The 24775-nt window shown below is 51.7% G+C and carries 16 protein-coding genes; 10 read left to right on the forward strand and 6 right to left on the reverse strand.

What is annotated here, in order from left to right:
• Positions 1-50 precede the first annotated feature (50 nt).
• Positions 51-1541, reverse strand: a complete 1491-nt coding sequence (locus JSS95_16180; GenBank protein ID MBS1801350.1) for a sulfatase-like hydrolase/transferase — start codon at positions 1539-1541, stop codon at positions 51-53.
• Positions 1542-1832: 291 nt separating this feature from the next.
• Between JSS95_16180 and JSS95_16185 the strand changes: the two genes are divergently transcribed.
• A complete protein-coding gene (locus tag JSS95_16185) occupies positions 1833-3164 on the forward strand; it encodes a hypothetical protein (protein MBS1801351.1) in 1332 nt (443 codons plus the stop codon).
• Positions 3165-3443: 279 nt separating this feature from the next.
• On the opposite strand, the gene JSS95_16190 is transcribed toward JSS95_16185, so the two are convergent.
• Positions 3444-4733: an MFS transporter gene (locus JSS95_16190; GenBank protein MBS1801352.1), complete on the reverse strand. Its 1290-nt coding sequence runs from the start codon at positions 4731-4733 to the stop codon at positions 3444-3446.
• Between the two features lie 353 nt (positions 4734-5086).
• On the opposite strand from JSS95_16190, the gene JSS95_16195 reads away from it, so the two are divergent.
• The 9 genes from JSS95_16195 to JSS95_16235 all read left to right on the forward strand — a co-directional run bounded on the left by JSS95_16195 (position 5087) and on the right by JSS95_16235 (position 18177).
• On the forward strand, positions 5087-5806 hold the full coding sequence (locus JSS95_16195) for a GntR family transcriptional regulator (GenBank protein MBS1801353.1): 720 nt from the start codon (positions 5087-5089) through the stop codon (positions 5804-5806).
• Positions 5807-6344: 538 nt separating this feature from the next.
• Positions 6345-9668 carry a TonB-dependent receptor gene (locus JSS95_16200; protein MBS1801354.1) on the forward strand — a complete coding sequence of 1108 codons (3324 nt, stop codon included), beginning with the start codon at positions 6345-6347 and terminating at the stop codon, positions 9666-9668.
• Positions 9669-9723: 55 nt separating this feature from the next.
• Complete coding sequence (locus tag JSS95_16205) at positions 9724-11343, forward strand: hypothetical protein (protein MBS1801355.1); 1620 nt, start codon at positions 9724-9726, stop codon at positions 11341-11343.
• A gap of 148 nt (positions 11344-11491) precedes the next feature.
• Positions 11492-13213 (forward strand): hypothetical protein, encoded by a 1722-nt coding sequence (locus tag JSS95_16210; protein MBS1801356.1) that lies wholly within the window; start codon positions 11492-11494, stop codon positions 13211-13213.
• A 58-nt stretch (positions 13214-13271) separates the two neighbouring features.
• Positions 13272-14078, forward strand: coding sequence for an SDR family oxidoreductase (locus tag JSS95_16215; protein ID MBS1801357.1), 807 nt, complete (start codon positions 13272-13274; stop codon positions 14076-14078).
• Positions 14069-15055, forward strand: coding sequence for a Gfo/Idh/MocA family oxidoreductase (locus JSS95_16220; GenBank protein MBS1801358.1), 987 nt, complete (start codon positions 14069-14071; stop codon positions 15053-15055). The genes JSS95_16215 and JSS95_16220 overlap by 10 nt, the downstream gene beginning before the upstream one ends.
• Before the next feature lie 98 nt (positions 15056-15153).
• Positions 15154-16068: a dihydrodipicolinate synthase family protein gene (locus JSS95_16225; protein ID MBS1801359.1), complete on the forward strand. Its 915-nt coding sequence runs from the start codon at positions 15154-15156 to the stop codon at positions 16066-16068.
• Positions 16065-17315, forward strand: a complete 1251-nt coding sequence (locus tag JSS95_16230; GenBank protein MBS1801360.1) for an MFS transporter — start codon at positions 16065-16067, stop codon at positions 17313-17315. The genes JSS95_16225 and JSS95_16230 overlap by 4 nt, the downstream gene beginning before the upstream one ends.
• Before the next feature lie 172 nt (positions 17316-17487).
• On the forward strand, positions 17488-18177 hold the full coding sequence (locus JSS95_16235; protein MBS1801361.1) for a D-lyxose/D-mannose family sugar isomerase: 690 nt from the start codon (positions 17488-17490) through the stop codon (positions 18175-18177).
• 84 nt (positions 18178-18261) lie between these two features.
• Here the strand turns inward: JSS95_16235 and JSS95_16240 are convergent, their stop codons facing one another.
• From JSS95_16240 to JSS95_16255, 4 genes are all read right to left on the reverse strand, one after another.
• Complete coding sequence (locus JSS95_16240; protein ID MBS1801362.1) at positions 18262-18639, reverse strand: IS110 family transposase; 378 nt, start codon at positions 18637-18639, stop codon at positions 18262-18264.
• A gap of 592 nt (positions 18640-19231) precedes the next feature.
• The gene (locus tag JSS95_16245; GenBank protein ID MBS1801363.1) at positions 19232-19453 is read right to left on the reverse strand and encodes a hypothetical protein; all 222 of its coding nucleotides are present in this window, start codon (positions 19451-19453) and stop codon (positions 19232-19234) included.
• A gap of 134 nt (positions 19454-19587) precedes the next feature.
• Positions 19588-20967, reverse strand: coding sequence for a hypothetical protein (locus JSS95_16250; protein MBS1801364.1), 1380 nt, complete (start codon positions 20965-20967; stop codon positions 19588-19590).
• A gap of 169 nt (positions 20968-21136) precedes the next feature.
• Positions 21137-24610 (reverse strand): carboxypeptidase regulatory-like domain-containing protein, encoded by a 3474-nt coding sequence (locus tag JSS95_16255; protein ID MBS1801365.1) that lies wholly within the window; start codon positions 24608-24610, stop codon positions 21137-21139.
• Positions 24611-24775 lie beyond the last annotated feature (165 nt).

The following is a 24775-nucleotide window of genomic DNA, read 5'->3' on the forward strand; positions in this document are numbered from 1 at the left end:
AAATTTGTAAGGTTTGTTCATATGTTGAAATACAGCTTTTGATATGGCCGTTACCTGCTCGACACGCCATACTTTCGCTCTGGATGATCAATGTCCATTGGGTCATCCAACTGCTTTTGGACTTCCTTAAGCTTTGCAATCAGCTCCCGTTTCACCTCGGCATATGCGGGATCATTTACCAGGTCATTCACCTCCCAGGGATCCTTTTCCAGGTCGAAGACCTGGTATCGATTGATTGGCGCGTAGAAGATCAGCTTGTGCTTCTTCGTTCGTATGCTGCGCTGTAGCACATTCAGCCAACCGAACATCGCATCGTTGATTGGTTCTGTGCTCTCGTTTCGCAGCATGGGAACCAATGACGGAAACTCCACATGCTTTGGTGTCTCGATGCCGGCAAGATCACACGTAGTCGCATACATCGAATGCTGATACACCATCTCGTCGACTCGCTTGGCTGCCTTGATGCCGGGGCCAGTGATGATCAGCGGTATCCGCATCGAACACTCATACTGATTTTGTTTGCCCATCAACCCGTGTTCACCCACAGCCAACCCATGGTCGGCTGTCATGATGACGTACGTGTTGTCCGCCTTGCCCGAAGCATGTAAGGCATCCAAAATACGGCCTATCTGCGCATCCATATGCGTGATAATCGCGTAGTACTCACGCCGGTGGACCTTCACGTCGTACTCTGTTCGGGGGAAGGGAGCCAGCAACTCGTCACGTGTCTTATGCTCGCCCTGGTCGAACGGGTGCTCCGGGAGGAAGTTTGGCGGCACTGCAATCTTCTCTACGGGATACATATCCAGGTATTCCTGCGGGGCTTGCCTCGGATCGTGCGGAGCATTGAACCCCACATACATGAAGAACGGATTCTTCTTTTGCGGAATCACCTTCGTCAGGTGTTCTATCGCTGCATCCGCGTACAGTTCACTCGAGTGTTGAATCGTTTCGTCGCCACGTTTGTTTAGCCAGAGTCCCTTTTTCAGCCAGTGCCCAAATAGCGCTTTGTTCATCGGCTGCCAGTTGTTTCCCGAGGCTGGCCTGTTGTACATGTCCGGCGTCGACGGGAGATACCCCGGGGCCACCGGCCCCATCTCGCTGAACGACCGTTGCAAGCCCACAGCGTCTAAGTGCCACTTGCCTGTAATAAACGTGTCATACCCGCCTTCACGGAGTGTCTGTCCCCACATAGGTTTGTCCGTCGCTTGATTGGCGGAGTCCTGACGGTTAGCGCGGAATGACGAGAGCCCTGTGTTGAGCATGGTCCTGCTGGCTACGCACACCGCTCCCGTCCAACTGCCCTGGTGGAAGCAGTGAGTGAAGTGGCATCCCCGTTTCACCAGCCGATCCAGGTTCGGTGTATGTATCTCTGGGTTGTTGATCGAACTGATCGTGCGAAACATCAGGTCGTCCGCAATCATGAACAGAAAATTTGGCCGCTTATCGCCCATTGTCTTAGCAGGCTGCATCGCCTCCGCCTTCTGCAAGCCGGCCAACGCGGCCGAGGAGGTCATTCCTATAAACGTGCGTCTATTCATTTTTTCTTCCTTTGCCAGTTATTCCCTTATCCGTCATTGCCCAGAGACAGACAAAGCAGCACAGCCGCAGTCCGGACAGCTTGAGAGCCGACGCTCCCGAATACATTTTTCAGAGCAGGAGGAATATAAGGATTAGGATCTACAGGTGTAACGAGAATCGAGGAGTTTCACGGTGTATGACACGGTGAAATCTACTGATGGTAGGAGGGATAGCATCCTGAGGAAAGGTTAGCCAAGGGATGCGCTTTTTGTCTACTCTTGTAATCGCAGCCGAATTGGCAAGGAACTTTGATGGGAACAAGATCCGCTATCGAGGCACCAAGCTCTGCCGATCCCGAGATGTCGCGCGAGGCACTTCAGCGCATCCTTGTCAGCCGTACGTTCAGCAAGGCGCCCCGGCTCTGTTCTCTATTGCAATATGTCGTCGAAAACACACTCACCGGAAGGCTGGATAACCTTACCGAGCAGCAGATCGGCATTCAGGTCTTCAACCGGTCACCAGGCTATAACTCTGGTGAAGACACAATCGTCCGTGGTACCGCCCGTCATCTTCGCCAGCGGATCGAACAGTATTATGCCGACGAGGGCCAAGCCGATCATCTGCGTATCAGCGTCCCAAAAGGAGGCTATGTCGCCCACTTTGAGACTGGCACCCTTTCGAACAAGAAATCACCGGAGTTCACCGAGCATGTTGCGCCGCTCACTCCCATCACGCAACCGGCAACTGAATTCACTTCGGCTTCCTGGCCGCTGACCGCTCGCGCCGCCGTAACCTTATTAACAGCGGCGGCCATTCTGCTGCCCATTGCCGTCTATCTCTGGCTACGGCCCGGCTCGCCTGACAGAGCGAGCCACGAGCCCCAGCAACTATGGCGTGCGCTCTTTACGTCCGAGCGCAAAACGATCATCGTGCCCGGCGATGCCAGCCTGGACGCCTATATTGCCTGGGAGCAGCACCCCGTCTCTCTTGAAAACTACGCCAACCAGACCTACCAGCGGCAGGTCACCATAAGCCGGCCGCCTACCGGCCTCGATGTCCCGTTGAGTATACGATCTGTCACCCCCATGGCCGACCTCCGCCTCGTCGCCGAGCTCGTCCGTGCGCCAGCCTATATGGGCATGCCGCAACTCGAGCGCAACATGGAGATTCGCTACGCTCGTGATGTCGCTGTGGCGGACACGCACGACAACAACCTCATCCTCATCGGATCAGAGACGTTTAACCCATGGGTGACGCTCTACCAACCCAACATGGACTTCGTCTCCCACTGGAATTTCTCTACCGATATCTACTCCATCGAGAACAAAGCGCCGAAGTCTGGCGAGCAGAAGCTCTACTCCTATGATCGGCGTCTACAACATCAGCCGCAGAATCCTATCACTCACATCGCCCTGCTCGATAACTCACAAGGACAGGGGCGTGTGCTCATTATCGAAGGCACATCGATGGGAACGACCTACGGCGCCGTCAACTTCCTTACGCATGAACAGCTATGGGGACCTGTGGTCAAGTCAGCTACAGACTCGTTCGGCCGTCTGCACAACTTTGAGATCCTTCTCAGTGGCGACTTCGTCCACGGTGGTGTCAGCAACACACACATCATCGCTCTCCATGTGCACTAATGCCATGTTGCTTCCTTGTGGCTGTCTCCAGTTTGAGACATGCTCACACGGCATGGTTATCCAGTCTGGCCGATATTACGCATGCACATAAAATGTTAACAACCAGAAGCCTTTGTTTGATTATTGGCCGAGACCGCTTTATTGGCGTGGTACAGCTTGAGACGGAGTAAGTTCTGATGGGGGAAGAGCCGCTTACGCTGGATAGGTGTTGACATTAAAGAAGAGAGATTCGTGAGAGCTTCATGGAAGCATGCGGAAGGGGAGACAAATGTCGGATTTTCAACTTTCTTGAATATCTATAAAAAACCAAAAGAACCCGGCAACGAGAGTCATCAACGAACCAAAGTACAAGGCATTCTGCCAACCGAATCTCACAGCAATCGTCGCGGTAAGAATGGGTGAAAGCCATCCACCAATATTCCCGCCCATATTCATCAACCCGGAGAGTGAGCCTGAGGAACGTGGAGATAGATCATTACAGGTAGCCCAAAATGCGGGGGTTGCAAAGAGATTAAATCCGGCGGCCAAAGCCAGCAATACAATGGCATAGGTGTTATTGCTGATTCTGGCTCCAGCGGCCAGCATGATGGCGGAAAGTACTACTCCCAACCATACGGTACCTTGGCGGCCTCGCCGCCGCCCCCACCTCTTTGCTGCACGATCTGAAAACCACCCTCCTAGCGGGGTAAGCACTAAGATGGCAATGAACGGGGTTGAACCCCAGAGTCCTCCTGTTTCAATCGGAAGGTGACGCACGTTCACTAAGTAGATGAAAAACCAAGTGTAGTAAATGTAAGCAGGATAGCCGATGCACAGGTAACTAAGGATTAAGAGCCAAACCGACGGGTTGCGGAATAGGGGCAATAAAGAGATATTTTCCGGCCGTGCCCCTTCATTCTGATGTAGTGCAGTATTGCTCTGCCTGGAAGCTGATCTGATAGCTTGCAGCTCTAACGGATTGACCCCATGGTGCTCTTCCGGTCGATCCGTGGCATATATATACCAACCTACTGCAAGAATGAGGCCAAGGGCGCCGCAGATGTAAAACGATGACTGCCATCCCCACCGCTTCATAATCCATGAGATCGCGATAGGCGTCAGCGCTCCGCCCAACCCGATACCAACCAGAAAAATGCTGTTGGCGGTTCCGCGCCGCTCAGGATTAATCCAATCGGCAATAAGTCTGTTGGAATTAGGGAATGCTGCAGCTTCTCCTACGCCCAACGCGAATCTGACCAAGGCAAACGACCACGCCATCCCCAGCCAGCTAACCCATGGAAAGTCAGCGGCAAATGCCGTCGCAATCGTAAATAATGACCACCACAGAATGGCGACGGTGATGACCTTCTTGGGGCCAAAACGATCACCTAGCCATCCTGCGGGTACCTGGCAGAGTGCGTATCCGACGCTAAACGCACTCAAAATCCATCCCATAGATTCCGTTTTGAACGCGAATTCGTCCTGGATATATTTTCCGGCGATGCTAAGGTTCACTCTGTCGACAAAGGTTAGAGCCGAAATCAGGCCAAGTAAGCCGACGACCTTCCATCGCACATTGGAGGTGGTCACTCGATCGGTAGATAAGGAGCTGGTATGGTTGGAACTTTTCGAGGTTTTTATGGCAATCCTCTGCGTGAAGCTTCTTCATTTGTGCGGATTTTGTTGTTGAGGAGCAGTAGAACGCGAATCCTATGCTGAGATTGGGAAGGTTCTTCAAAATACGATCCACCGATTTAGAGTTCTCACAGAAATTCCTTATCAAGACAGAAACGGGCGAGCAGGTTCCGCAATTATGTTCTTGCCCCGAACCTCTACTCTCTGAAGTTCGTGTAGTGCTTCAGTTTGCATCGTGATGCGCCAGTATTCGGTCATCCTATTTTCTCAATATTGAAATGTCAAGATATCCCTGATAGCATTCTGGTATGTCAATACCTAGCACTGTCGGTTTAAGAGCCAGCCAGTTCGAACATGCTTATGAATTAATACTGAATCAAATCCTTCGAGGTCGGTTACCGCCAGGGTCGGCCGTCTCACGCCGAGGCTTGGCCAACACGTTGAATATAGGAGTGCGACCAGTAACAGAAGCTCTGCAGCGACTTGAATCTGAAGGCCTTATCGAAAGCCTACCGCGAGTAGGGACCCGGGTGAGATTGCCATCGGAGCAGGAAATTCGCGGTCACTATATTGTTCGTGAGGCACTCGAATCGCAATCTGCCCGGTTGTTCGCCGAGAAATCCAGCAATAGAGAGCGTGAGGATCTCGCCGCGATGGCGAGGCGTCTCGATGCACTATATGATGCTGGCGCACCCGACCACTCTAATAAGGAAACCCTGGAAGATTATTCGTTCGAAGTCCATACCATGCACGCGCAATTTCATATGCGAATTGCCGAGTGTACTGGATGCCAAGCTCTATGCGCAGCCATCAGAAGGAATCAAATTCTGGTATTGAACTGGCTTTATGACAATACATTTCAACCGCAACCTAATCCTGGATATTGGCACTCAAAGCTTATAGAGGCATTAAGCAGCGGAAGCGTCGATGTTGCCGACAGAGCAATGCGCGAACATACGCGCTATGGCATCGAAGAGGTGTTGAGACGGAGAGAAAAATACTCCAATTGGGGCAATGGCTACCTGTAATGCCCTCAATTAATTACTGTTGGCACACTTTTACGTTCAATGACAAGAGGAATGTCTCTGAAGTGGATCAAACTAATCCCATACCCCTCCAGTAAGGCCGCCGGCAGAACGTCGTCGCTTCGGTCCTGCCTCTGATCCCTCAAAACGTTCTTGCAATCGGGTCCTTCAGTATATCGGTTTGTCTTCATACATTATCGTTTGAAGGCTTAAAACCAACCCCGGTTTTAGTGTGAGAACCCCTGGAATCGGACGAAATCAGTTACTAAATTCAGCTCGGAGCAATCAGAGCGGCATCCGCGATGCGACTATTGCCGGAGCAAATTTGTCCTGATTGTTCTCGAAGCAGTTTGTAAAACACCAAACTGATATTCCAGTAAATATCAAAAAATATATTGACATCTCAATTTTTGTGAAATACCATCCTCCTCACTGAGATATCACAGTCGCAATTGATTCGTTGGGCCGTTTTCGCTTCGAGGTTGGAAGCGGGAATTAGGAGCTTGACATCAAGCAAGATCTCTGAGGAGAAGGACGTCTTATGAACCGTCGCATTTATATCCTTGTTGCAATTTGCGCCGCTATGATCTCAATTCAGGGTTCATCCATCCCGGCGTATGGCCAGGTAGGGACGGCGACGCTCTCTGGGACCGTTACCGATCCCTCAGATGCGTTGGTTCCGAATGCCAGCGTAGTCCTAGAAGGCACTGAGACGAAGTCCCGTCGTGTAACTGTTTCGGATGCTGCGGGACTTTACGTGATACCCGCGATTAAACCGGGAGTTTATCGGCTCACTGTGACGGCGTCCGGATTCTCCAGCAAGAGTCTGACCGACATCTTGCTTCGGTCAGGACAGTCAACAACACTGAATGTTGCATTGGCCATCGGAGCGCAATCTCAGACTGTTGACGTTAAGGCCACGGCTCCGCTGCTGCAAACAGGAAGTGCCTCGCTCGGCGCTGAAATTAGTCCGGTTGAGATGACGAAGACCCCCTTGTTGGGTAGGAACTTCACGTCGCTTATCGGAATTCTTCCGGGCGCAGGTTCTGTCCCTGATAATCATGGCGACAACTCAAGCGTGAATAAAGTTGCTCTGAATCCGTCGATGTATGGTCAACGGCAGCGCGACAACGATTACACATTGGATGGAGTTGTCAACAACGAGCCGCTATTCAGTACTATCGGGATTTATCCGCCGCCTGAGGCAATCGCGGAGATGAAGGTCGAATCGGGAAGTGATTCGGGTGCTGTCGGCTGGGCGTCTGGCGCCAATATCAATATTGTTACAAAATCTGGCACCAACAACTATCACGGGAATGCCTGGGAGTACTTCCGTGATAGTTCGACAAATGCCAGGACATACTTTATTCCATCAGTCGGGCTCTACAAGTGGCATCAATTTGGAGCTACCTTCGGAGGCCCATTCGCACTTCCTCATCTGCTGCCCAAGTCGAAGTCCTGGTACATCTTTGGCTATTACGAGGGCATCCGCCTCCATAGCGCATCTAATGCTACCTCTCTTGTTCCCACTGTGGCCGAAAGGGGTGGGGATTTCTCAGCGGACCCGGCAATCTACAACCCATATACGACGCCTACTGGCTCAGGCGGAATCAAGTTGCGTCAGCAATTTCCAAATAACCAAATCCCGATGGGAGCGACGAATCTCTGTGCTCCGCAACCAACCTGCGTCAACGCTTCGTCGCTAACGATTCTCAAGCAGCTATACCCGACGCCGAACCTTCCGGACGGAGCTGTGCCAGGAGCCAACTATATTGACACTGCTCCTTCAATTCAGGACGGGGACCAGTGGAGTGTCCGAATTGATCATCAATTCGGTAGCAAAGACGATTTCTACGCTCGCTATAGCGATTCGCTCAATACGTCCTCGACTCAAACTCTGCCGACTCTGCCTACTAACAGTCGGAACCGCTACATGAACGTAGTTGTAAGTGAGACTCACGCTGCCTCTCCGACGTTTCTCTTCACAACACGTTTTGGCATGCAGAGAGTCAATGGACAAGCATTGACTGGGGGACCGGGAGGTGGAATTGGGCCGCAAAATACGCTGAAGGATTCGGGTCTACTTGATGCTTTTGGGCAGTTCCAGGGGAAGAATCAGAATTACGATCTTACTCCGTCCATCAGCATACCTGGCTACGCGAGCATCGGCGGCAGTGGTTCGATTAATGGCCCGGAATACTATATGCAGTGGACTGAGGACATCCAGAAAATCGCAGGCAAGAACGAGTTCGCTTTTGGCGGCCGCATCATGAGGTCTCAGTTTTTTACAAACTCCTCAGCGAGTTCAGACCTCGGGTTCACTTCTACGCAAACCGGAAATTCTTCCGCTCGCACCGGGTCTTCGTTCGCCAGTTTTCTCTTGGGATTGCCGAACAGTGCGGACCGCGTAGGTGGGGATACATCTGCCTACATGCATGGGAATGCCTACAGTCTTTACCTGCAGGACACACTCCATTTGACTAAGAAGTTGACGCTGAATCTGGGCGTCCGCTGGGATTATGCGAGCCCGCTGATCAACGACTCGGGCAGTGGCACATTCGTATGGGAAACAGGGCAGTATCTTTACAACAAGAAAAGCCCAATCACGGGCGAACCTCCGAATGCGCCGCGAGGTATGTTCCCTCCCGATTACACCAATATAGTGCCGCGCATTGGCATTGCTTACGCCCTGGATCCCAAGACGGTCGTCCGCTCCTCTTATGGGGTCTTTTATGACACCTTTGGTATCAACTACGCCCAGAGCCAGCAGGGTAATCGTGGCAATTGGCCGTTTGCATTTCCCCAGACAGTTTCCAGTGTCAATCTGGGATTGCCCACGACCTTGCTGCCTAATCCATTTCCCGGGCCGCTTACAGGTTCACCAACTCCCCTCGGTTGCGCCCAATGCTTAGAAGTGGCAAGATCTGCCACGCGTACGCCATATGTTCAAGAATGGACTTTCTCAATCCAGCGCCAACTAGCTCCTTCCCTCAGACTGCAGGCGGCTTATTTCGGATCGCATGGCGTTCACCTGTCAAGCCAGATCATTGACAATACCGCAGTCACACCTGGCACCACTCCCTACCAGACGCGGCAGAAATGGCCTCAGATCCCGCCTTATACCAGTAATGGCTACAACCAAAACGTCAGCTTCTACGATGGGCTATCTTTAGAGCTCAACAAGCGGTACTCTCACAATTTCTCTGTTCTTGCCGCCTACACTTACTCCAAAGCGATTGACACCATGGACTCGCTCCAGAATGCCCTCAATGCTACGGGTGCGTCCAAATTTCGTCCGACGCGATTTAATTTTGCATCCTTTAGAGGCGCTGCTGGATTCGACATCCGCCATAAAGCTACCGCAGGATATGTTGTCTCACTACCGTCATTCACGACCCACCGGTTTTTCAATGCCATAGTCGGCGGGTGGGGGCACAGTGGGATCATTACCGTGGACAGCGGACTCCCCTACTATGTGGCCCTGACGACTGACAACGAAAACATTGGGACAAGCAGCGGACAGTTTCCCAACATTGTCGGCAACCCGGCGCTCAACCAGCGGAGTATCACAAAGTGGTTCGATACCAGCGCTTTCGCGCTGCCAGCTTACGGGACGGCTGGCAATCTCGGGAAGCATGCATATTACAGTCAACATCTGTTCAATTGGGACAGTTCGATCTCCAAGTCCTGGCCATTGTTCCGGGAACCCCAGTCTATTGAATTTCGAGCCGATTTTTTCAATACAGCTAATTCGCATTCCTTTTCTGCGCCGGGGAGTCAGTTTGGCACATCCCAGTTTGGAAAAATAAGCGCTGCTCGGCAGCCCGGCCGCCAGCTGCAATTCGGTCTGCTGTTGAACTTTTAGTTCGACGGTTTCTCACAGAGAAATTCAGAAGCAACATCTGGGAACAGGAGAGCAAATGAGGATAGGTCGAAGGGACTTTCTCAAGTCTGCGGGTGCAGTGGCTACCATAGGCGCAGTGCGGCCCGCACTTGGCGAGCTCCACCCGAACAACCCGGTACCGCAACTTCAGCGGATGCCATTACTCATGCCCGATGATTTCAGTGATCTTCATTTGACGGCGTGGAGAGTGGAACCAGGTACTCCGGACGCAAACAATCCGCTCATTGAAGGTCACATGCCATGGGACTCGGGTGGCGTGGGTATTCACGGCACGGTATTGATAGATCCATTGGATGGTAAATGGAAGGCATATGTCGTCTGCACGCCGCCGGAAGAAACCTCTAAGGATTGGCCTCACCCTTGGGTTTCTGACAACGCTCGCAAGCGACGGTTATGTCTGTTTGAGAGTAACGATGGAGTCCACTGGATCAGACCGGCATTTTCACCAATTGGTTTTGGAAATCATACAGCCACGAATATCCTGTTTGATTTGGCAAGTGGAGTCTCAGCTTACGGTTCTGTGCTCATCGATTCTTCCAATCACCAGTGGCCCTATGAGATGTTCGTCTTACGCGAGCGTTCGACCGAGGGAACGCCTCCGCTGAACTATCCCGGCAAGATGGCTTACTACCGATACCGGTCGCACGATGGGAAGGCCTGGCAACTCTCCTATGGCCCCATCACCAAACCGATGAGTGAGGATATTGCCTTTTTCTATCGAGATCCTAAAGGTGGATACGTGTCATATTACCGTGTGCCAGGTGCTAGGCCGCCGAAAGGTCAACTGCCCAGCTACGAGACAGGTGCTGCTCGCAGCCTATACCGAGCGACAAGCACCGACGGTAATGTGTGGACACAGGATGAGTCAATGCTTGTAACGGCGGACGAACTTGACCATCGTGATACTCAATACAACGAATTGGTGCCACATAAGGTTGAAGGTGGCTATCTAGGGATGGTCAGCGTCTATCATCCTCTTACACAGACCCAGGACCTGCGCATTGCCGCTTCGCGAGATGGGAACCATTGGTGGTTTCCTGACCGGCAGCCTATTATCGGCAACGCCCCGCTGGGAGATTACGGGGGTGGGATGATCTGGCAAAGTCATAGCCTGATCGTCGAGAACAACACCATCTATATTTACTATGGCGCGACTGAAGGCGCGCACCGGCAGCTCTCCGAAACCCAGGCCCCGTCCAAAACGATCGGTTACGAACAGACAGTGATCAGTGAGGCTTCGGGTCTCTTGCCTTTCAACGCTGCATTATGCCGCTCTTCCTGGCAGATAGATCGCCTCTTTGCTCTTGCGTCGTCAGCGGGAGGGCCGACGGTCGGTATCGCGACTACAAAGTCGCAGGATTTGGCCGGCAAAACTCTTTGGGTTGACATCAAAACGCGACCGGCTAAGAAAAATGCGCCACCAGATTTCGGCGAGGGACAACTCCAGGTAGAGCTCCTCGATGCGGAAGGTCAACCGCTGCGCGGTTTCGGACGTGAGGATTGTGAGTCTCTTAGGGGTGATCACCACGCTTTGATGGTGCGATGGCGCGGTGGTGTGAAGGCCCCGATCGGGGCGAAGATGGCCAGCTTCTACCTAAAGCGCACGTTCCTCTATGGATTTGACTTCCGGGCATAGAAGGTCGTCGCTATATACGGTTGGATTGAGGAATCTTTCGCGAGAAGAAAGCGCAGTCTGAACGGCCACATCTTTCGATGTGCGATCGGACAGGTGATATGCAAGCAATTGATGCGCTCCTTGTTGTTAATGGAAAGGTGGCTGTTGGATGAGAAGAAGAAAATTTCTAGAAGGCATGGTGGCTACACCGCTGCTTCTTTCGAAATGGAATGCAGCAGCCTCTGCACTGGATCAAGGAGCATCGGCATGGGAGACGTTATATAACGGGATCCGACTTCAGCCCAATTGGCCGCCACGTGATACGGCGCTCTCACTTGAACCGATGCTTGTGCCTTACCTGAATGCTCCTCCAAGTGTCATAAATATCGATCTGGGCAGACAACTCTTCGTGGATGATTTCCTCATTGAGCAAACTACGCTCAAACGTACCTATCATCAGCCGGAATATTCTACGGCCAACCCGATTATTGAGCCCGATAAGCCGTGGGAGATCGAAGGGCCTGGACCAGCTGCCGGACCCTTCAGTGGCGGAGTCTGGTACGACAACCAATCCAACTTGTTCAAGCTGTGGTACACAGGCGGCTACTCGAAATACACCTGCTACGCGACATCAAAGGATGGGATTCACTGGGAAAAACCCAATCTCGACATTGTGTCCGGCACAAACATCGTGATTGACCATACGAAAGGCTGGCGGCCTCGACCAGGGAATGAAAGACGGGCGGTGGACACCAACAGCGTCTGGATTGACTACAATGCTGAAGCAGCGCGGCGCTATAAGATCTTCTATACCGCACGATCGGGAGAGAAACCGAGCGACCAGACACCCCTCTGGCATCTCCATTACTGTGATTCGGCGGACGGAATTCATTGGTCAGAGCCAAAGGCGTTGTCTGATCATGTGGGGGATCACACCAATGCCCATTACAACCCTTTTCGGAATAAGTGGGTAATCGGTGTTCGTTACCTTGTCTCGGGCCGTCGGCTCCGGGCATATGTGGAAGGGGATGATCCGGCCCAGGTTACAAGGCTTGCCAACGATATTGTTCCGAGCGCAAATGTCGTTCCATGGCTGGGGGCAGATAGGAATGACCCCCATAATCCCAACCCGGAGTATGCGCGAATCGAACCGCAGCTTTATCAGTTTGACGGTATCGCATATGAAAGCCTTATGCTCGGGTTCTTCTCAATATGGCAAGGGCCAACGAATGAAACGTGCGCCGAGCTGCACATTCCGAAGCGAAACGAAGTGTCCCTGGGTTACAGCCGCGACGGTTTCCACTTCTATCGTCCGGACCGCAGGCCATTTTTCTATGTGACAGAGAAGCCGCACGCCTGGAACTGGGGGAATTGCCAGTCGGCAACTGGTGGTTGCATTGTCGTGGGCGACAAACTGTATCTGTATTTTTCTTCTCGCAAGCTCTCTACTGATAAGTCAACGTTCTGGGATGGCGAGTATGATACGGGGCTTGCTTTCTTACGTCGCGATGGCTTCGCATCCATGGGGTCAGAGTACGAGGAAGGAACTTTGACGACACGAACTCTACAGTTCCGAGGGAAGCATCTTTTCGTAAATACCAACTCAAGTCAGGGTAAGCTTCGCGCTGAAGTGCTCGACTCCTCTGGTGCTGCGATCGAACCCTTTACAAGAAATAACTGTCAGTCTCTTGCGGTTGACAGTACTAAACAGATGATTAGCTGGAAAGGGGGATCGGATCTATCACAACTGGCGGGCAGGCCAGTCAGGTTCAAGTTCTCTCTCCGATTGGGCGAGCTTTACTCCTTTTGGGTAAGTCCGGACGATTCCGGTGCTAGCCATGGATACCTCGGGTCCGGGAGTCCAGGACATAGCGGCTTCGTCGATGTTTAGAGGGAAAAGGGTTATGCGATCGAAGAGGACCACCTAATAAATCTTTTATGTCGGCGTTATGAATAAAGAAATTGTCGAAATGTTCGATCTTGCGGGCCATGTGGCTGTTGTTACAGGCGGTGCGCGACACCTCGGTTTTGACGCCGCCGGCATTTTAGCTGCCGCTGGCTGTGATGTAGCGATAACATCGCGTAATTTGGCGCGATCACAAGAGTCGGCCGAGAAATTACGTCAGAAGTATTCAAGAGATGTATTGCCAATTGAGATGGACCAGACCTGTTACACAGATGTCTCAGAAGCCGCATGCCGGGTTCGGGACTGGAAAGGGCGAATCGACATATTGGTCAACAATGCGGGAGGCAGTGCAAATCACGGAGCCATGCGATTGTTCGACCGAAAGGCACAGGATATCGACGAACTCGTCCGCGTGAATCTCACAGGATTGATCTACTGCTGCCGCGAGTTTGGATCCCTGATGGCTGAGAGGCGTAGTGGTTCGATTATTAACATTGCTTCAATTGCGGGATTGGTCGGTCGGGATCGTCGGATGTACGATCGCGCCGGTATGAAGGGGCAGCCAGTTGATTACGCAGCTGCAAAGGCCGGTGTCATTGGACTAACCCGCGACCTCGCCGCATCTCTTGGACCAATGGGAATCCGTGTGAATGCAGTTTCTCCAGGGGGCTTCGCGAGAGAACTGTGCCCCGAATTTGTCGAATATTACAGCGACCGTACTCCGCTGGGACGCATGGGGAAAGATGGGGTTGATATCAAGGGCGCAATTCTATTCCTGGCGTGCCCGGCAGCGGACTATGTCACTGGTCACAATTTAGTGGTGGACGGAGGATTTTCCATATGGCAGTAAGGCAGCGCATCGTGGTGGTCGGGGCAGGTTCCATCGGCAAACGCCACATACGCTTGTTGCGAGAGCGCGAGGGGGCGCAGGTGGAGGTTGTTGAACCTAACCTTGATGCTCTTGCGTCGCTGCAAACTGAATTTGGAGCGCTGGTTGTACATAAAAGCTTTGAAGCGATGCTCGGTACACATCCTGAAGTTGTCTGGCTAGCCTCTCCCACATCACTGCATGCCGTTCAGAGTATCGCCGCGTTGAACGCCGGGGCTCATGTGTTTTGTGAGAAACCAATGGCATACACGGTAGAAGAAGCACGGAAAGTTGGAGAAGTTGTTTCACGTTCGTCAAGAATTTTCAACGTCGGTTTTTATCTGCATTTCTCCGCAGGAATGCTGTTACTAAAAGAAATAATTGAGCGCGGCGACCTGGGAAGTCTTTTGCATATTCGCGCCCACGTCGGCAGCCATATAACACTTGTCAATTCAATTTCGCGATATCAGGCGCAACATGCTGGCACGTTGTTTTTCGACTATTCCCATCAGCCAGATCTACTTTATTGGCTGACAAAGAAAATGCCTATCGCTCTCCAGGTTTACGGCTTTAACGGAGGAGCGCTGCAACTGACGGCTGAGCCCAATGTTGCGGACATAATATGCGAATACGATTCGCACTTAATCACACATGTCCACCTGAATTACGTTCAAATGCCGGAGCGACACGCCTACGAAGTCATTGGGGATGAAGGTTGGGCGTTCCTGAATTTCAATGAAGGGTTTCTGCTTGTTGGAAACCGCCGCAACCAGACCGCGCAGACCGTGACGTTTCGCCAGGACCGAGATGACATCTTCCGAGCGGAGCACGACGCTTTTTTCGATTCTGTGGAGGGAAAACGCTTGCCGGAGACTTCAGCAGCGGACGGATTGATCTCGACAATGATCTGTGCTGCCGCTCTGGAATCGTATCGTACACAGCAAAGAGTATCACCCTAACCCGCTGGTAGCAGCCGAGGAGAAGGGTAATGAACCTAGTTAGTCTGAGCTGGCAGAAAACTGTGAAGTGACAATGTTTGTCCAAGGAGCGTTAGCACATGCGGTCGGGTGAATCTGTAAAGGATATGTTTCATGGAGTTCTTCCTGCAATCGTTACACCGTTTGATGAGGCGGGAGAGTTTGCTGAGAAAGTATTCGAGCGGCTACTTGCCGACTTGTATCAAGTCGGCGTCCACGGGATGTACGTCTGCGGGAACACGGGAGAAGGATCACTTCAGTCAGTTGCTATGAGGCAGCGGGTTGTTGAGGCGGCGGTTCGATGCTCGCCCAAAGGAAAGAGTGTAATCGCTCACGTAGGCGGTGTGCGGCTCCCGGAGGCTATTCAGCTTGCTCGTCACGCAGAGCGTATTGGCGCCTCTGCTGTCAGTGCTCTGCCTCCTGCTGGAAGTTATAGTTTTCGAGAACTTCACCACTACTACCGACAGCTTGCGGAAGCCTGCGGCTTGCCCTTTCTGGTTTATTTTTTCCCGGATTTGTGCCGTGCCATCGAAACGCTCGATCAAATACTGGAATTGTGCGAGATTCCCAATGTAGCGGGTTTAAAGTTCACAGATTTTGACTTGTTCAAGCTCCACCAGGTCAGCAGCGCTGGAAAAGTCATTTTTAATGGTAGGGACCAAGTACTCGCTGCAGGGTTGTTGATGGGTGCGGATGGAGGCATCGGGAGCTTCTATAATCTCATTCCCCAGCTCTTTGTCGATGTTTACGCGTGTGCACGTACCAAGCAATGGGAAGGAGCTCGCCGTGCTCAAGACCGGATCAACGAGCTCATTCGCATCACATCACGTTTCCCCAATGTCTCTGCGATCAAAACGATGTTGAAATGGCGCGGGTATGATTGCGGGCGGTGCATTGCGCCTAATGAAAATCTGACGGAAGCAGGCGAACTCCAGTTGCGCGAGTTAGTGAAGCAAAGCAGTTTCTGTAATGAGATCCTCGGACCTGCCATATGAGGAGCAAATCCCGCTATGCGTGGATGGTTGTCCTCTGCCTGTGGTTTGTCTGGCTGTTGAACTATCTCGACCGTCAGGCATTCTACTCAGTTTTTCCTCTCCTGCAATCAAACCTCAGACTTTCGAACTTTCAACTAGGTCTACTAAGCACGTCCTTTCTATGGGTGTATGCCATTGCCAGCCCTCTCGCAGGTTACCTGGCGGATCGGTTCGGCAGAAAGAACATTATTGTGATGAGTCTGCTCGTCTGGTCGCTCATGACATGGGCTACTGGGAAAGCCAGAAACTTCCAGGAGTTGCTCTGGGTCCGTGGACTGATGGGAGTCAGCGAAGCCGCCTACCTGCCAGCAGGCCTCGCGATGATTGCCGATTATCACAGGGGGAAAACTCGCTCGCTTGCCACTGGCCTTCACTTCAGTGGTGGATATCTCGGCATCGTGCTCGGCGGGGTTATTGGAGGATGGATCGGAGAACATTACGGATGGCGGAGTGCATTTGTCGTTCTCGGAGTCATTGGCATTCTGTATGCACTTTTCGTAGCGGGAATTCTTCATGAAGACTCCACTGCTGTGGGGCAGGAGGCTCATCACACAAAGGTAGAAAAATCCGGTGTCATAGCATCGCTCAGAGAGCTCTGTTCAACACGTGCTTTTTCCATTCTGGCTGTAGTTTTCGGAATAACCTCGTTGGCGAACTGGCTGGTTTATACGTGGATGCCAATTTATCTCTATGAGCGTTTTCACATGAGCCTTTTATCAGCAGGCTTTTCTGCGACGTTCTATATACAGGCCGGGAGTATGGGAGGAATTGCGCTTGGCGGGATATTTGCAGATCGATGGGGAAGCCGGTGGGCGAGGGGGCGTCTCCTTACTCAGGCCGCAGGCCTCGCCCTCGTGGGCCCCTTTCTTTGCATTGTAGGGATAACGTCCTCTCCTAGGATTCTGCTCGTGGCGCTTGTCGTCTTCGGAATCGGACGAGGGGCATATGACGCAAATTGTATGCCGGTGCTTTGCCAGATTGTGAGGCCGGGGTTGCGTGCCACCGGGTATGGATTCTTCAACTTTGTCGGAACAGTTGCGGGAGGCGCCATTGCCGCTGCGGCTGGGGCTATGAAGTCTTCCCTGGGACTGGGAGGCATTATGGAAGTGGTGGGCGTTCTTCTTCTGGTTGGAGCTTTTCTACTTTTTTGTTTGCCGGTATCGGATGCGGGAAATACAAGTAGTGTCCCTGCTTTTGAGGCGCAGTGAAGGTTTGTTTCAGAAATATCGATCATTGGGGAGCTTATTTCAGGGCGGAGAGGTCTTTGATCCGGCAAGACGTTTTCGGTCGTTGAGCTTGAGAAGTGGACATAATTGGCGTTTGGTCTATCTGGAGCACCTGTTACAGAGTTGAAATTCAACTTCATGAACGCGAGGACTTATCGTGAAACTAAAACGATCTAGAATCAATGCAAGCATCCGTGTAGCAATTGATGAATTTAAAAAAGCCGGGATCAACTTACCACCGTTCGCGTATTGGACAGTCGAGAATTGGAATCGTGTGGGTCGCGAGGCTGATGAGATTCGTATCTGTGCTCTTGGCTGGGATGTAACCGATTTTGGAAGTGGCGACTTCGACGCGATCGGCAGAACGTTATTTACCTTGCGCAATGGATCGATTCGTGAGCCGAGATACTCAAAGCCATACGCCGAAAAATTAATCTTGGATCCGGAAGGACAGCGTGCACCTGCCCACTTTCATCGTTCGAAATGCGAGGACATTATCAACCGTTCAGGTGGGAATATTATGGTTCAGTTGACCAAGGCCAACGAGGAGAATTCCTGGAGTAAGGAGGAATTTATGGTTTCCGTCGACGGTCAGGCTGCGCGGACCTTGCCAGGAGCTATCATCCGACTTCTGCCGGGACAGAGCATCTGCATACCACCGCGTACCATCCATCAGTTTTGGGGAGAAGAGGGGACTGGCATAACGGTGAGTAGTGAAGTCTCCAGCCTCTGCGACGACCAGAGCGACAATTACTTCCTAAACCCTTCCGTCAGATATCCATCAATTGAGGAAGACGAGGAGAGACAATTCTACCTTTGCAATGAGTACCCGCCAGTTGACTAAGAGGAACACTCCTCAGGAGCCATACCGGCGTGGAAGAAGAGATTGCGTCTCCTGTTTAGTAGTAGGCTAAAAAACAGAGATCTACTACGTCAATGAAGGGCAGAGAGACATTGCTCCGTAGTTCCTCGAGAATCGAGACGTTCGCATCCGACAGCTTCCGTTAGCATTCGTGCGTTGATATATAAGGTCCTGCCTTCCTCTCGATCCGCTCGAGTGTTCACTCGGAACTAGCCCAAAATATGCCATGAGATCTCGCGCCGACGGAAATCTACGGAAGTCTCCGATTTCAACCACTAGAGCTACGGCAATCACCGGGCCGACGCCCCGTAGAGCCTGCAGCGCAGTCACGATGGGCGCAGGACTCCAGGCAGGAAGAAGTTCTTGGATTTGGATATCCAATTCAGCATGTCGCGATTCAGCTTGCTCGAGTGCATTGACATAGCCTTGCAATGTGATCTGCATCGCCAAGCTCTCCAACTGCTGGTCGGAGATCCACCTCGTATGCCGATACGACCATGACTTCCCTGCGAAGTGACGATCACGAAGCAGGAGGTAGCTCGCGCCTTACGTACATCAAGCTCACTGCCTGTCGTGCGTTAACCAGATCCCGTATTGCTTCATGAACCGGATCTGGTACCCATATGGGTACCAGATCGCCTGCTCGTAATAGGCGTGCGAGTGCGACAGCATCAATCGCAATCGTTGCCTTATGAACGTCAAGCCCTACAAATAGATGATTGTCTGACATGAAGCCTCCAAGTATGAGTCTTGAGCTACCCGATGACAATCTGTCGTTGCAACCGATCTGGGCAACGTTGTTTCAATAACAAAAACCGAATTGATGCTATCGATTGCAGGGCCTCCGCCGATGTTTACAAAATGCAGAGGTGTATCCGGGGCCTTCTCCAGTTCTGCCTCCACGGTCTTAGCCCGCATTGCTCTGGCTGGTGGAGAGGCTGCTACTCTGCGGTCTACCTCAGTGTTGAACGGAGGGACCAGGTTTTCATCCCCCAATTTCAAGATGTACGTACTCACACCGCTGAGAAAATGTGCGTCAGGTTCCACCAGCGATCTCAACAGCAGCGATTTTTTTGCAAGTGTCGCATAAAGAAATGACTGACAAATCCCACTCTCCATCTGCTTTCGGTTGCAAGATAAGCTGTCCGCAGACTCTCGACAGCTGTTCACTGTCGTCTACTGCAAAGGCTGGATGGGTAACGTCAATGATGGGTAACTCCACTCCTTCCAAGGTCACTGCGCAAAGAACTGGTTTCATCCCAGAAGTCATGTTTCGTCTTGCCCATTTACCCAGCAAGGTCAATGATATCGAACGGCCAGGTGCTGTCGTTGAGGTTTGGAAGTAGCACAACTCAAATAGCTTTCGGCCACATACTCTCAACTACGGTGGATCTAGGTGAACATAAACTCAGCAGACATCCGAGCTGAGACACCTGGTATTAATCGCACCCACTGAGCACTGAATGCATCGGGGAAGATCACCGGGTGATATTCCCCTGCAATCAGCTTGACGGTTTCGTACTTTACCCAGGTACCGTTACCCAAGAAGTCGATTTGAATCTCGATGCTACCGCTCTTGTCAGAGAGTAAGTGAAGCATCTTGCGGCGAAAGTCTGTAAAAAGAAACGGATCAGAGGGTGTTCCAGCAGTGACCATATCCTGCCGCCATGGACCACCCCAGCCCTGCGGCTGTCCCCAAGACCAAAGGTCGTCTGTCTTTCCAAACCAGATTCCGCTCTGCGGTTGTCCGACCACGGCATTGTTATCTACATTGGGGCTGGTCTCATTACCGGCAAGAGCAAGCATGCCGCGGAATGCGGTGTAGTCAGGAATCATACGCAGATGTTGGCAAACGGGCTTGACTCCCCAGATGTGTTCTTCAAATGCGATGGGCTGTAGTTCATAGAACATGCCATGAATATCCATCATGTAGTGTTCGGTCTCGACCTCACGTATACGCATCCACTCGGTCTGCCATGCCTGCTCGAAAGCGTGTGAGGCTTTGGGCAAGCGATAAACCTGCCACTCGCCTTTCACGAGGGCGCGAAAGAGAACTGAACGTTCGTCCCATCCACTGCAAAACATGACATTGCCCATGTTTTGGCGAGCAGCAACATCCATATGGGGCTTGTCCGAAAGACGTTTCCACATCTTACCTCCATCCCACTCATATAACCCTGCCTGAGTCTGACCATATGCGAAGAAACCATTGTTCGTAACGACTACACGACCTTGCGCCGTGTACCCTCCTTTGAAGTGCGGCTGTTGGGTAATGTTCATCAGCTCTGTAAGATTGAAGAGCAGTCGAGGTTTGAGATCGCTCACATCCATCTCGAAGAACAAACCCTCCATCGTTTGAAAATAGACACGATTTTTAGGATCAGTAAGGTGCGGCATCGTAGACGTGAGACGGTGTTCTACCAGACCTTCAATACGTTTCCACTTGCCTGTCGAATCGACAATGTATGGTCCAATGATGCATTGATTGCTCTCGTGATGGATGAAGCGGTTCGCATAAACCCCATTTGGTATATCGAGCGCTTCAATCTTCAGAGAATCATCGATGCGGAACAATCCGAGCCCGGTTCCGGATGACTTTTGACCTGAAGAGTTATAGGTCACTGCATACAGGCCATCGGCCCAAGGCATTAGAGCTCCGACACCGCATTCAGTCCTTGTAGGATCGTTATCGCTTTTCAAGCCTATATTCGGAATTCCAGGCAGAAAACTTTGTGCAAGGGCGTGTCCGCTGCTTGCAGCAAGACCGGCCAAGATGGACCTCCGAGTTATCGATCCGTTATTCAGCTTCATAGAATCTTCATTCCTCTTCTACCGAACCCAATTCGGCCATGATGTATGTGTTGACGTGAGTCCGAGCCGTGGCTGCTCAGACTCCAATCATTTGCGTTAGTGTTTTCTAGGCAAGACAGCCCAAAAGCCTTTAGAACATCAGTTTGGCCGCGATCTGAAGGGCCCTGCCGTCGGCGGCTGTCGTGATGACGCCGAACGAACCGCTTGTATTGCATCCGGCTGCTCCCTTTGTGGGACATCCCGCGGCGTCGACTCCAGTTCCGTTGACGATTGGATTGGCCGCTGCAGAAAATCCGGTCCCGGGAATTCCGAGGTTGGGATGGTTCAAGACGTTAAAGGCCTCTGCCCGGAGTTGCAACTTTAATCGTTCTTTGATCGCGGTTGTCTTGAAGATAGAAAAGTCAAAATTCTGGAGCCCAGGCGCTCGCAACCGAGACAGAGACCTGGCAACATTCCCAAAGGTGAAATCGTCGGGATTCTGAAAAGCCTCTGTATTGAACCATCGCGCTGTCGTTGGATGATCGACAGTTAACCTGGCGCCTGGAACGAAGTTCGGACGTGTAGCCGTATAAGCATTAGCTCCTGAAATGCTAAGCGGTACGCCAGTTTGCATCACCCCAATCAGGTTGAGCTGATATCCCTCGATAAGTCGATCAAAAAACCAATTGTGCGCAGAGAACCGATACCCCGGACCGAATGGAAGATTGTATAAAGCGCTTATGGTCGCTCGATGAGTGATGTCAGCTGGATCGACGGCGTATTCGCCAGCTTTATTGAAGATATTCTGATAACCCGTGGCTCCGGCAATGCTATTGATGTAAGACAAGGACGATCGAATGCTATCGCTCATCAATTTTCCATAGGTATAGCCAAACAATAACGTCAAACCTTTTGTTGTCTGACGTTGCGCTGAAATCTCCAGATAATGCGCAATGAAATTGCCGTTATGAGGCATTAGTGCCAGCACGGATGAATAGTAGGGGTATGGAAGCAATGATTGCTGTTTCGTTATTGTGGCCGCTCCAAGCGAGCCGGGCACAATTCCAGCATAAGGATTGGGAACGCTTGTTTTTGCCAATGCATTTGTGCCAAGAGAAAAATATGACGGATTCAGGACATTGATGTTGTATCCGGAAAATGGCCCCGCAGGCAGGTGAATGCCATGGTTGCCCACATAAGCAACCTGGAGTACGACATCGTGTGGCAATTGACGCTCTACGCTTAATGTGTACTGCTGCGCCTGTGGCGATTTCCATCTTGCTGGATCCTGATAAGCGATCGACTGACCGAGGAAGCCGAGGGGTCCGAGTGCTGCACCTTGTGGTTTGAGAGGATCTGTTGGAAAGCCATTCTTGAACTGGAAGGCAGGGAACCGAGTGTCGTTTCCGGCTGGATTGTAAGAGGAATTTGTGACTGCGAAGCCTGCAGTTTGACCTGTGTAGGTCGAGCTGAACATCAACGGGTAGTAGATTCCAAAACCACCTCGGAGCACCGTCTTGCCATCGTTCGTGGCCTTCAGGGCGAATCCTATGCGTGGCGCAAAATCGGTATAGCTTTCTGGAGTGAAGTTACGTCCTACTCCATTTGTGTTCGCGTACTGGACGATCCCCCTAAAAACACCAGAGGAAAGATTCGGATTGAAGTTGCTGTAGCCATTGTTTTGCTCGTAGGGGCGTTGTTGATAGTCGTAACGTAGCCCAAGATTAAGAGTGAGACGAGATGTGGCCTGCCAATCATCCTGCAAGAAGAACGAGGTACTGATTGCACGATCGACCTCACCGTTATAGACCCCGATCGATGCTGAACTGACAGCTCCTGTCAAGAAGGTCGCATAGGTATTTCCCGTATTCACAGATCCTGAGGGAGGGCTTGCCCCTGAAGGATCTGATGTCAACCCTGAACTGAAGCTGAATGCTCCGGAGGGATTGTCGCGTTGCAGGCTTGACCCGATGTTGTATCGCAGGTCTGTGCCAATACTGAGCGCATGATGACCAATTACCTTGGTGATGGTATCGGTGAATTGGGGAAGCGTATACGCGCGGAATCCGATAGTTTGATTTGACGCCGGAAGCCCGTTGGATACGGCAGGGATCGCGTAGCCTGGTACGTTCGAAGGGAGTCCTAGTTTCTGCGGCCAATTCTGTCCAGCACTCGCAGCCTGGAATGGAAACTCCTGACGTTCAATTGAGGCGCGAGCATCGTTGATGAGAGTGGATGAAAATGTATGCGTCTCGCCGACAGTTAGAAGTTTGGCTGTATATGTGTCATAGCGATTTGCAATGATCGGATTTGGATAGTACTGTCCTCCGCTCACACCTCCATTGGTATAGTTTTGGTAATAAGCGAAGCGTCCAAAAACACTGTCTTTGTCGCTGAGTCGATAGTCGCCTCGAGCGAGCGCGTTATACATATTGCTGAGGCCACGATTGAGAAACAAGTAATTATTCGTATTGGTATATGGATTCGATGGGGTGACGTTGGGCAAGGGGTAAAATGCATTCTGATATGCGACGGCGACGGGATCGAGATTCGTGATCTTATTGTTTGCATATGGTGTACGCGATGTTACCCCGCCTACAACCGTGGTAGAGAACGGATTATAAAGTTGAATCTTGTTCCCGTTGGCATCGGCCAGACCCGAGAAGTCTCCTGTGCGCTGCGCGGCTGTAGGAACACTCAGGTATTGAGGACTGGACTGAATGAATCGATACTCTTCAAAATTCCCGAAATAAAATGCTTTCTCGCGAAGCAGAGGGCCACCGATCGTCCCACCGAACTGGTTATATCGAAGGGCAGGCTTCGCAACAGGAGGCCGTGCGAAATAGTTTCGCGCGTTAAAGATGTCGTTTCTGAGAAATTCGTAGACAGAGCCGTGGAGAGTATTCGTTCCAGATCGGCTTACGAGATTGACGACACCGCCTAACGCGAATCCATATTGCGCGGATACGACACCGCTCTGAACTTTGAACTCTTGAATTGCGTCAACCGTTGGATTGACGGCAATTTCATTCGTAACTGTCGCCAGATCGCTCTGGCCATCGAGGATATAGGAGTTCGTTCCTGTAGGAGAACCGTTGATTGAGATTGCAGAAAGATTTGTTCCCCGGTTGGCAAATCCCCCTTGCGCAACGGTCGTATTGATGCGCACGCCTGGCGTGAGGGTGGTAAGTGCGATTGCGTTACGCCCGTTTAACGGTAGTTCGGCGATGCTTTTTTCACCCACAACGGCACCAAGGGTAGCGCTTGTTGTGTCAAGGACGGCAGGTATGGCCGAAACTTCTACTGTGCTATCAACCGTACCTAATTTGAGGGAGAAATCTGTCTCAACTCTCGCTCCCACTGTTACTGCGAGGCCAGACACAACTGATTTCGAAAATCCGGTCATGGTCACAGTAACGCGATAATTACTACCAAGCACGAGAGGAGGCGAATTATAGAAACCAGAATCATTCGTTGTTAGTTGAACTTCCGTGCCTCGATCAACATTCCGAATGGCCACCGTGGCGCCGGAAACTGTCGCCCCGGAGCTGTCGCGCACGGTGCCCTCGATGTTGCCGGTCCCTTGCTGGCCAAAACCCGCCGACGGCAAAGCAAGTAAGCTCATAGTCATTAGCATGATCGAAAAAAACAGCTTGCGGGGTCCATTCGGTATCTGGATCCTTACGTTGAACACTCCTAAACCTCCCTAAAATAGACTTGCTATGTTCAGTGCTGCCCTGGCACATAACGTCAGAATGCATCGGTTTGCGTCATTCAGCGCACTGCCGAG

The sequence above is a fragment of the Acidobacteriota bacterium genome, from assembly GCA_018268895.1.
Taxonomy (GTDB): domain Bacteria; phylum Acidobacteriota; class Terriglobia; order Terriglobales; family Acidobacteriaceae; genus Edaphobacter.

Bases quoted from the DNA above. Each gene is read 5' to 3' on its own strand.
- JSS95_16180 (MBS1801350.1), bottom strand. From the start codon at position 1,541: ATGAATAGACGCACGTTTATAGGAATGACCTCCTCGGCCGCGTTGGCC.
- JSS95_16185 (MBS1801351.1), top strand. From the start codon at position 1,833: ATGGGAACAAGATCCGCTATCGAGGCACCAAGCTCTGCCGATCCCGAG.
- JSS95_16195 (MBS1801353.1), top strand. From the start codon at position 5,087: ATGTCAATACCTAGCACTGTCGGTTTAAGAGCCAGCCAGTTCGAACAT.
- JSS95_16200 (MBS1801354.1), top strand. From the start codon at position 6,345: ATGAACCGTCGCATTTATATCCTTGTTGCAATTTGCGCCGCTATGATC.
- JSS95_16205 (MBS1801355.1), top strand. From the start codon at position 9,724: ATGAGGATAGGTCGAAGGGACTTTCTCAAGTCTGCGGGTGCAGTGGCT.
- JSS95_16210 (MBS1801356.1), top strand. From the start codon at position 11,492: ATGAGAAGAAGAAAATTTCTAGAAGGCATGGTGGCTACACCGCTGCTT.
- JSS95_16215 (MBS1801357.1), top strand. From the start codon at position 13,272: ATGAATAAAGAAATTGTCGAAATGTTCGATCTTGCGGGCCATGTGGCT.
- JSS95_16220 (MBS1801358.1), top strand. From the start codon at position 14,069: ATGGCAGTAAGGCAGCGCATCGTGGTGGTCGGGGCAGGTTCCATCGGC.
- JSS95_16225 (MBS1801359.1), top strand. From the start codon at position 15,154: ATGCGGTCGGGTGAATCTGTAAAGGATATGTTTCATGGAGTTCTTCCT.
- JSS95_16230 (MBS1801360.1), top strand. From the start codon at position 16,065: ATGAGGAGCAAATCCCGCTATGCGTGGATGGTTGTCCTCTGCCTGTGG.
- JSS95_16240 (MBS1801362.1), bottom strand. From the start codon at position 18,639: ATGCAGATCACATTGCAAGGCTATGTCAATGCACTCGAGCAAGCTGAA.
- JSS95_16245 (MBS1801363.1), bottom strand. From the start codon at position 19,453: ATGAAACCAGTTCTTTGCGCAGTGACCTTGGAAGGAGTGGAGTTACCC.
- JSS95_16255 (MBS1801365.1), bottom strand. From the start codon at position 24,610: ATGAGCTTACTTGCTTTGCCGTCGGCGGGTTTTGGCCAGCAAGGGACC.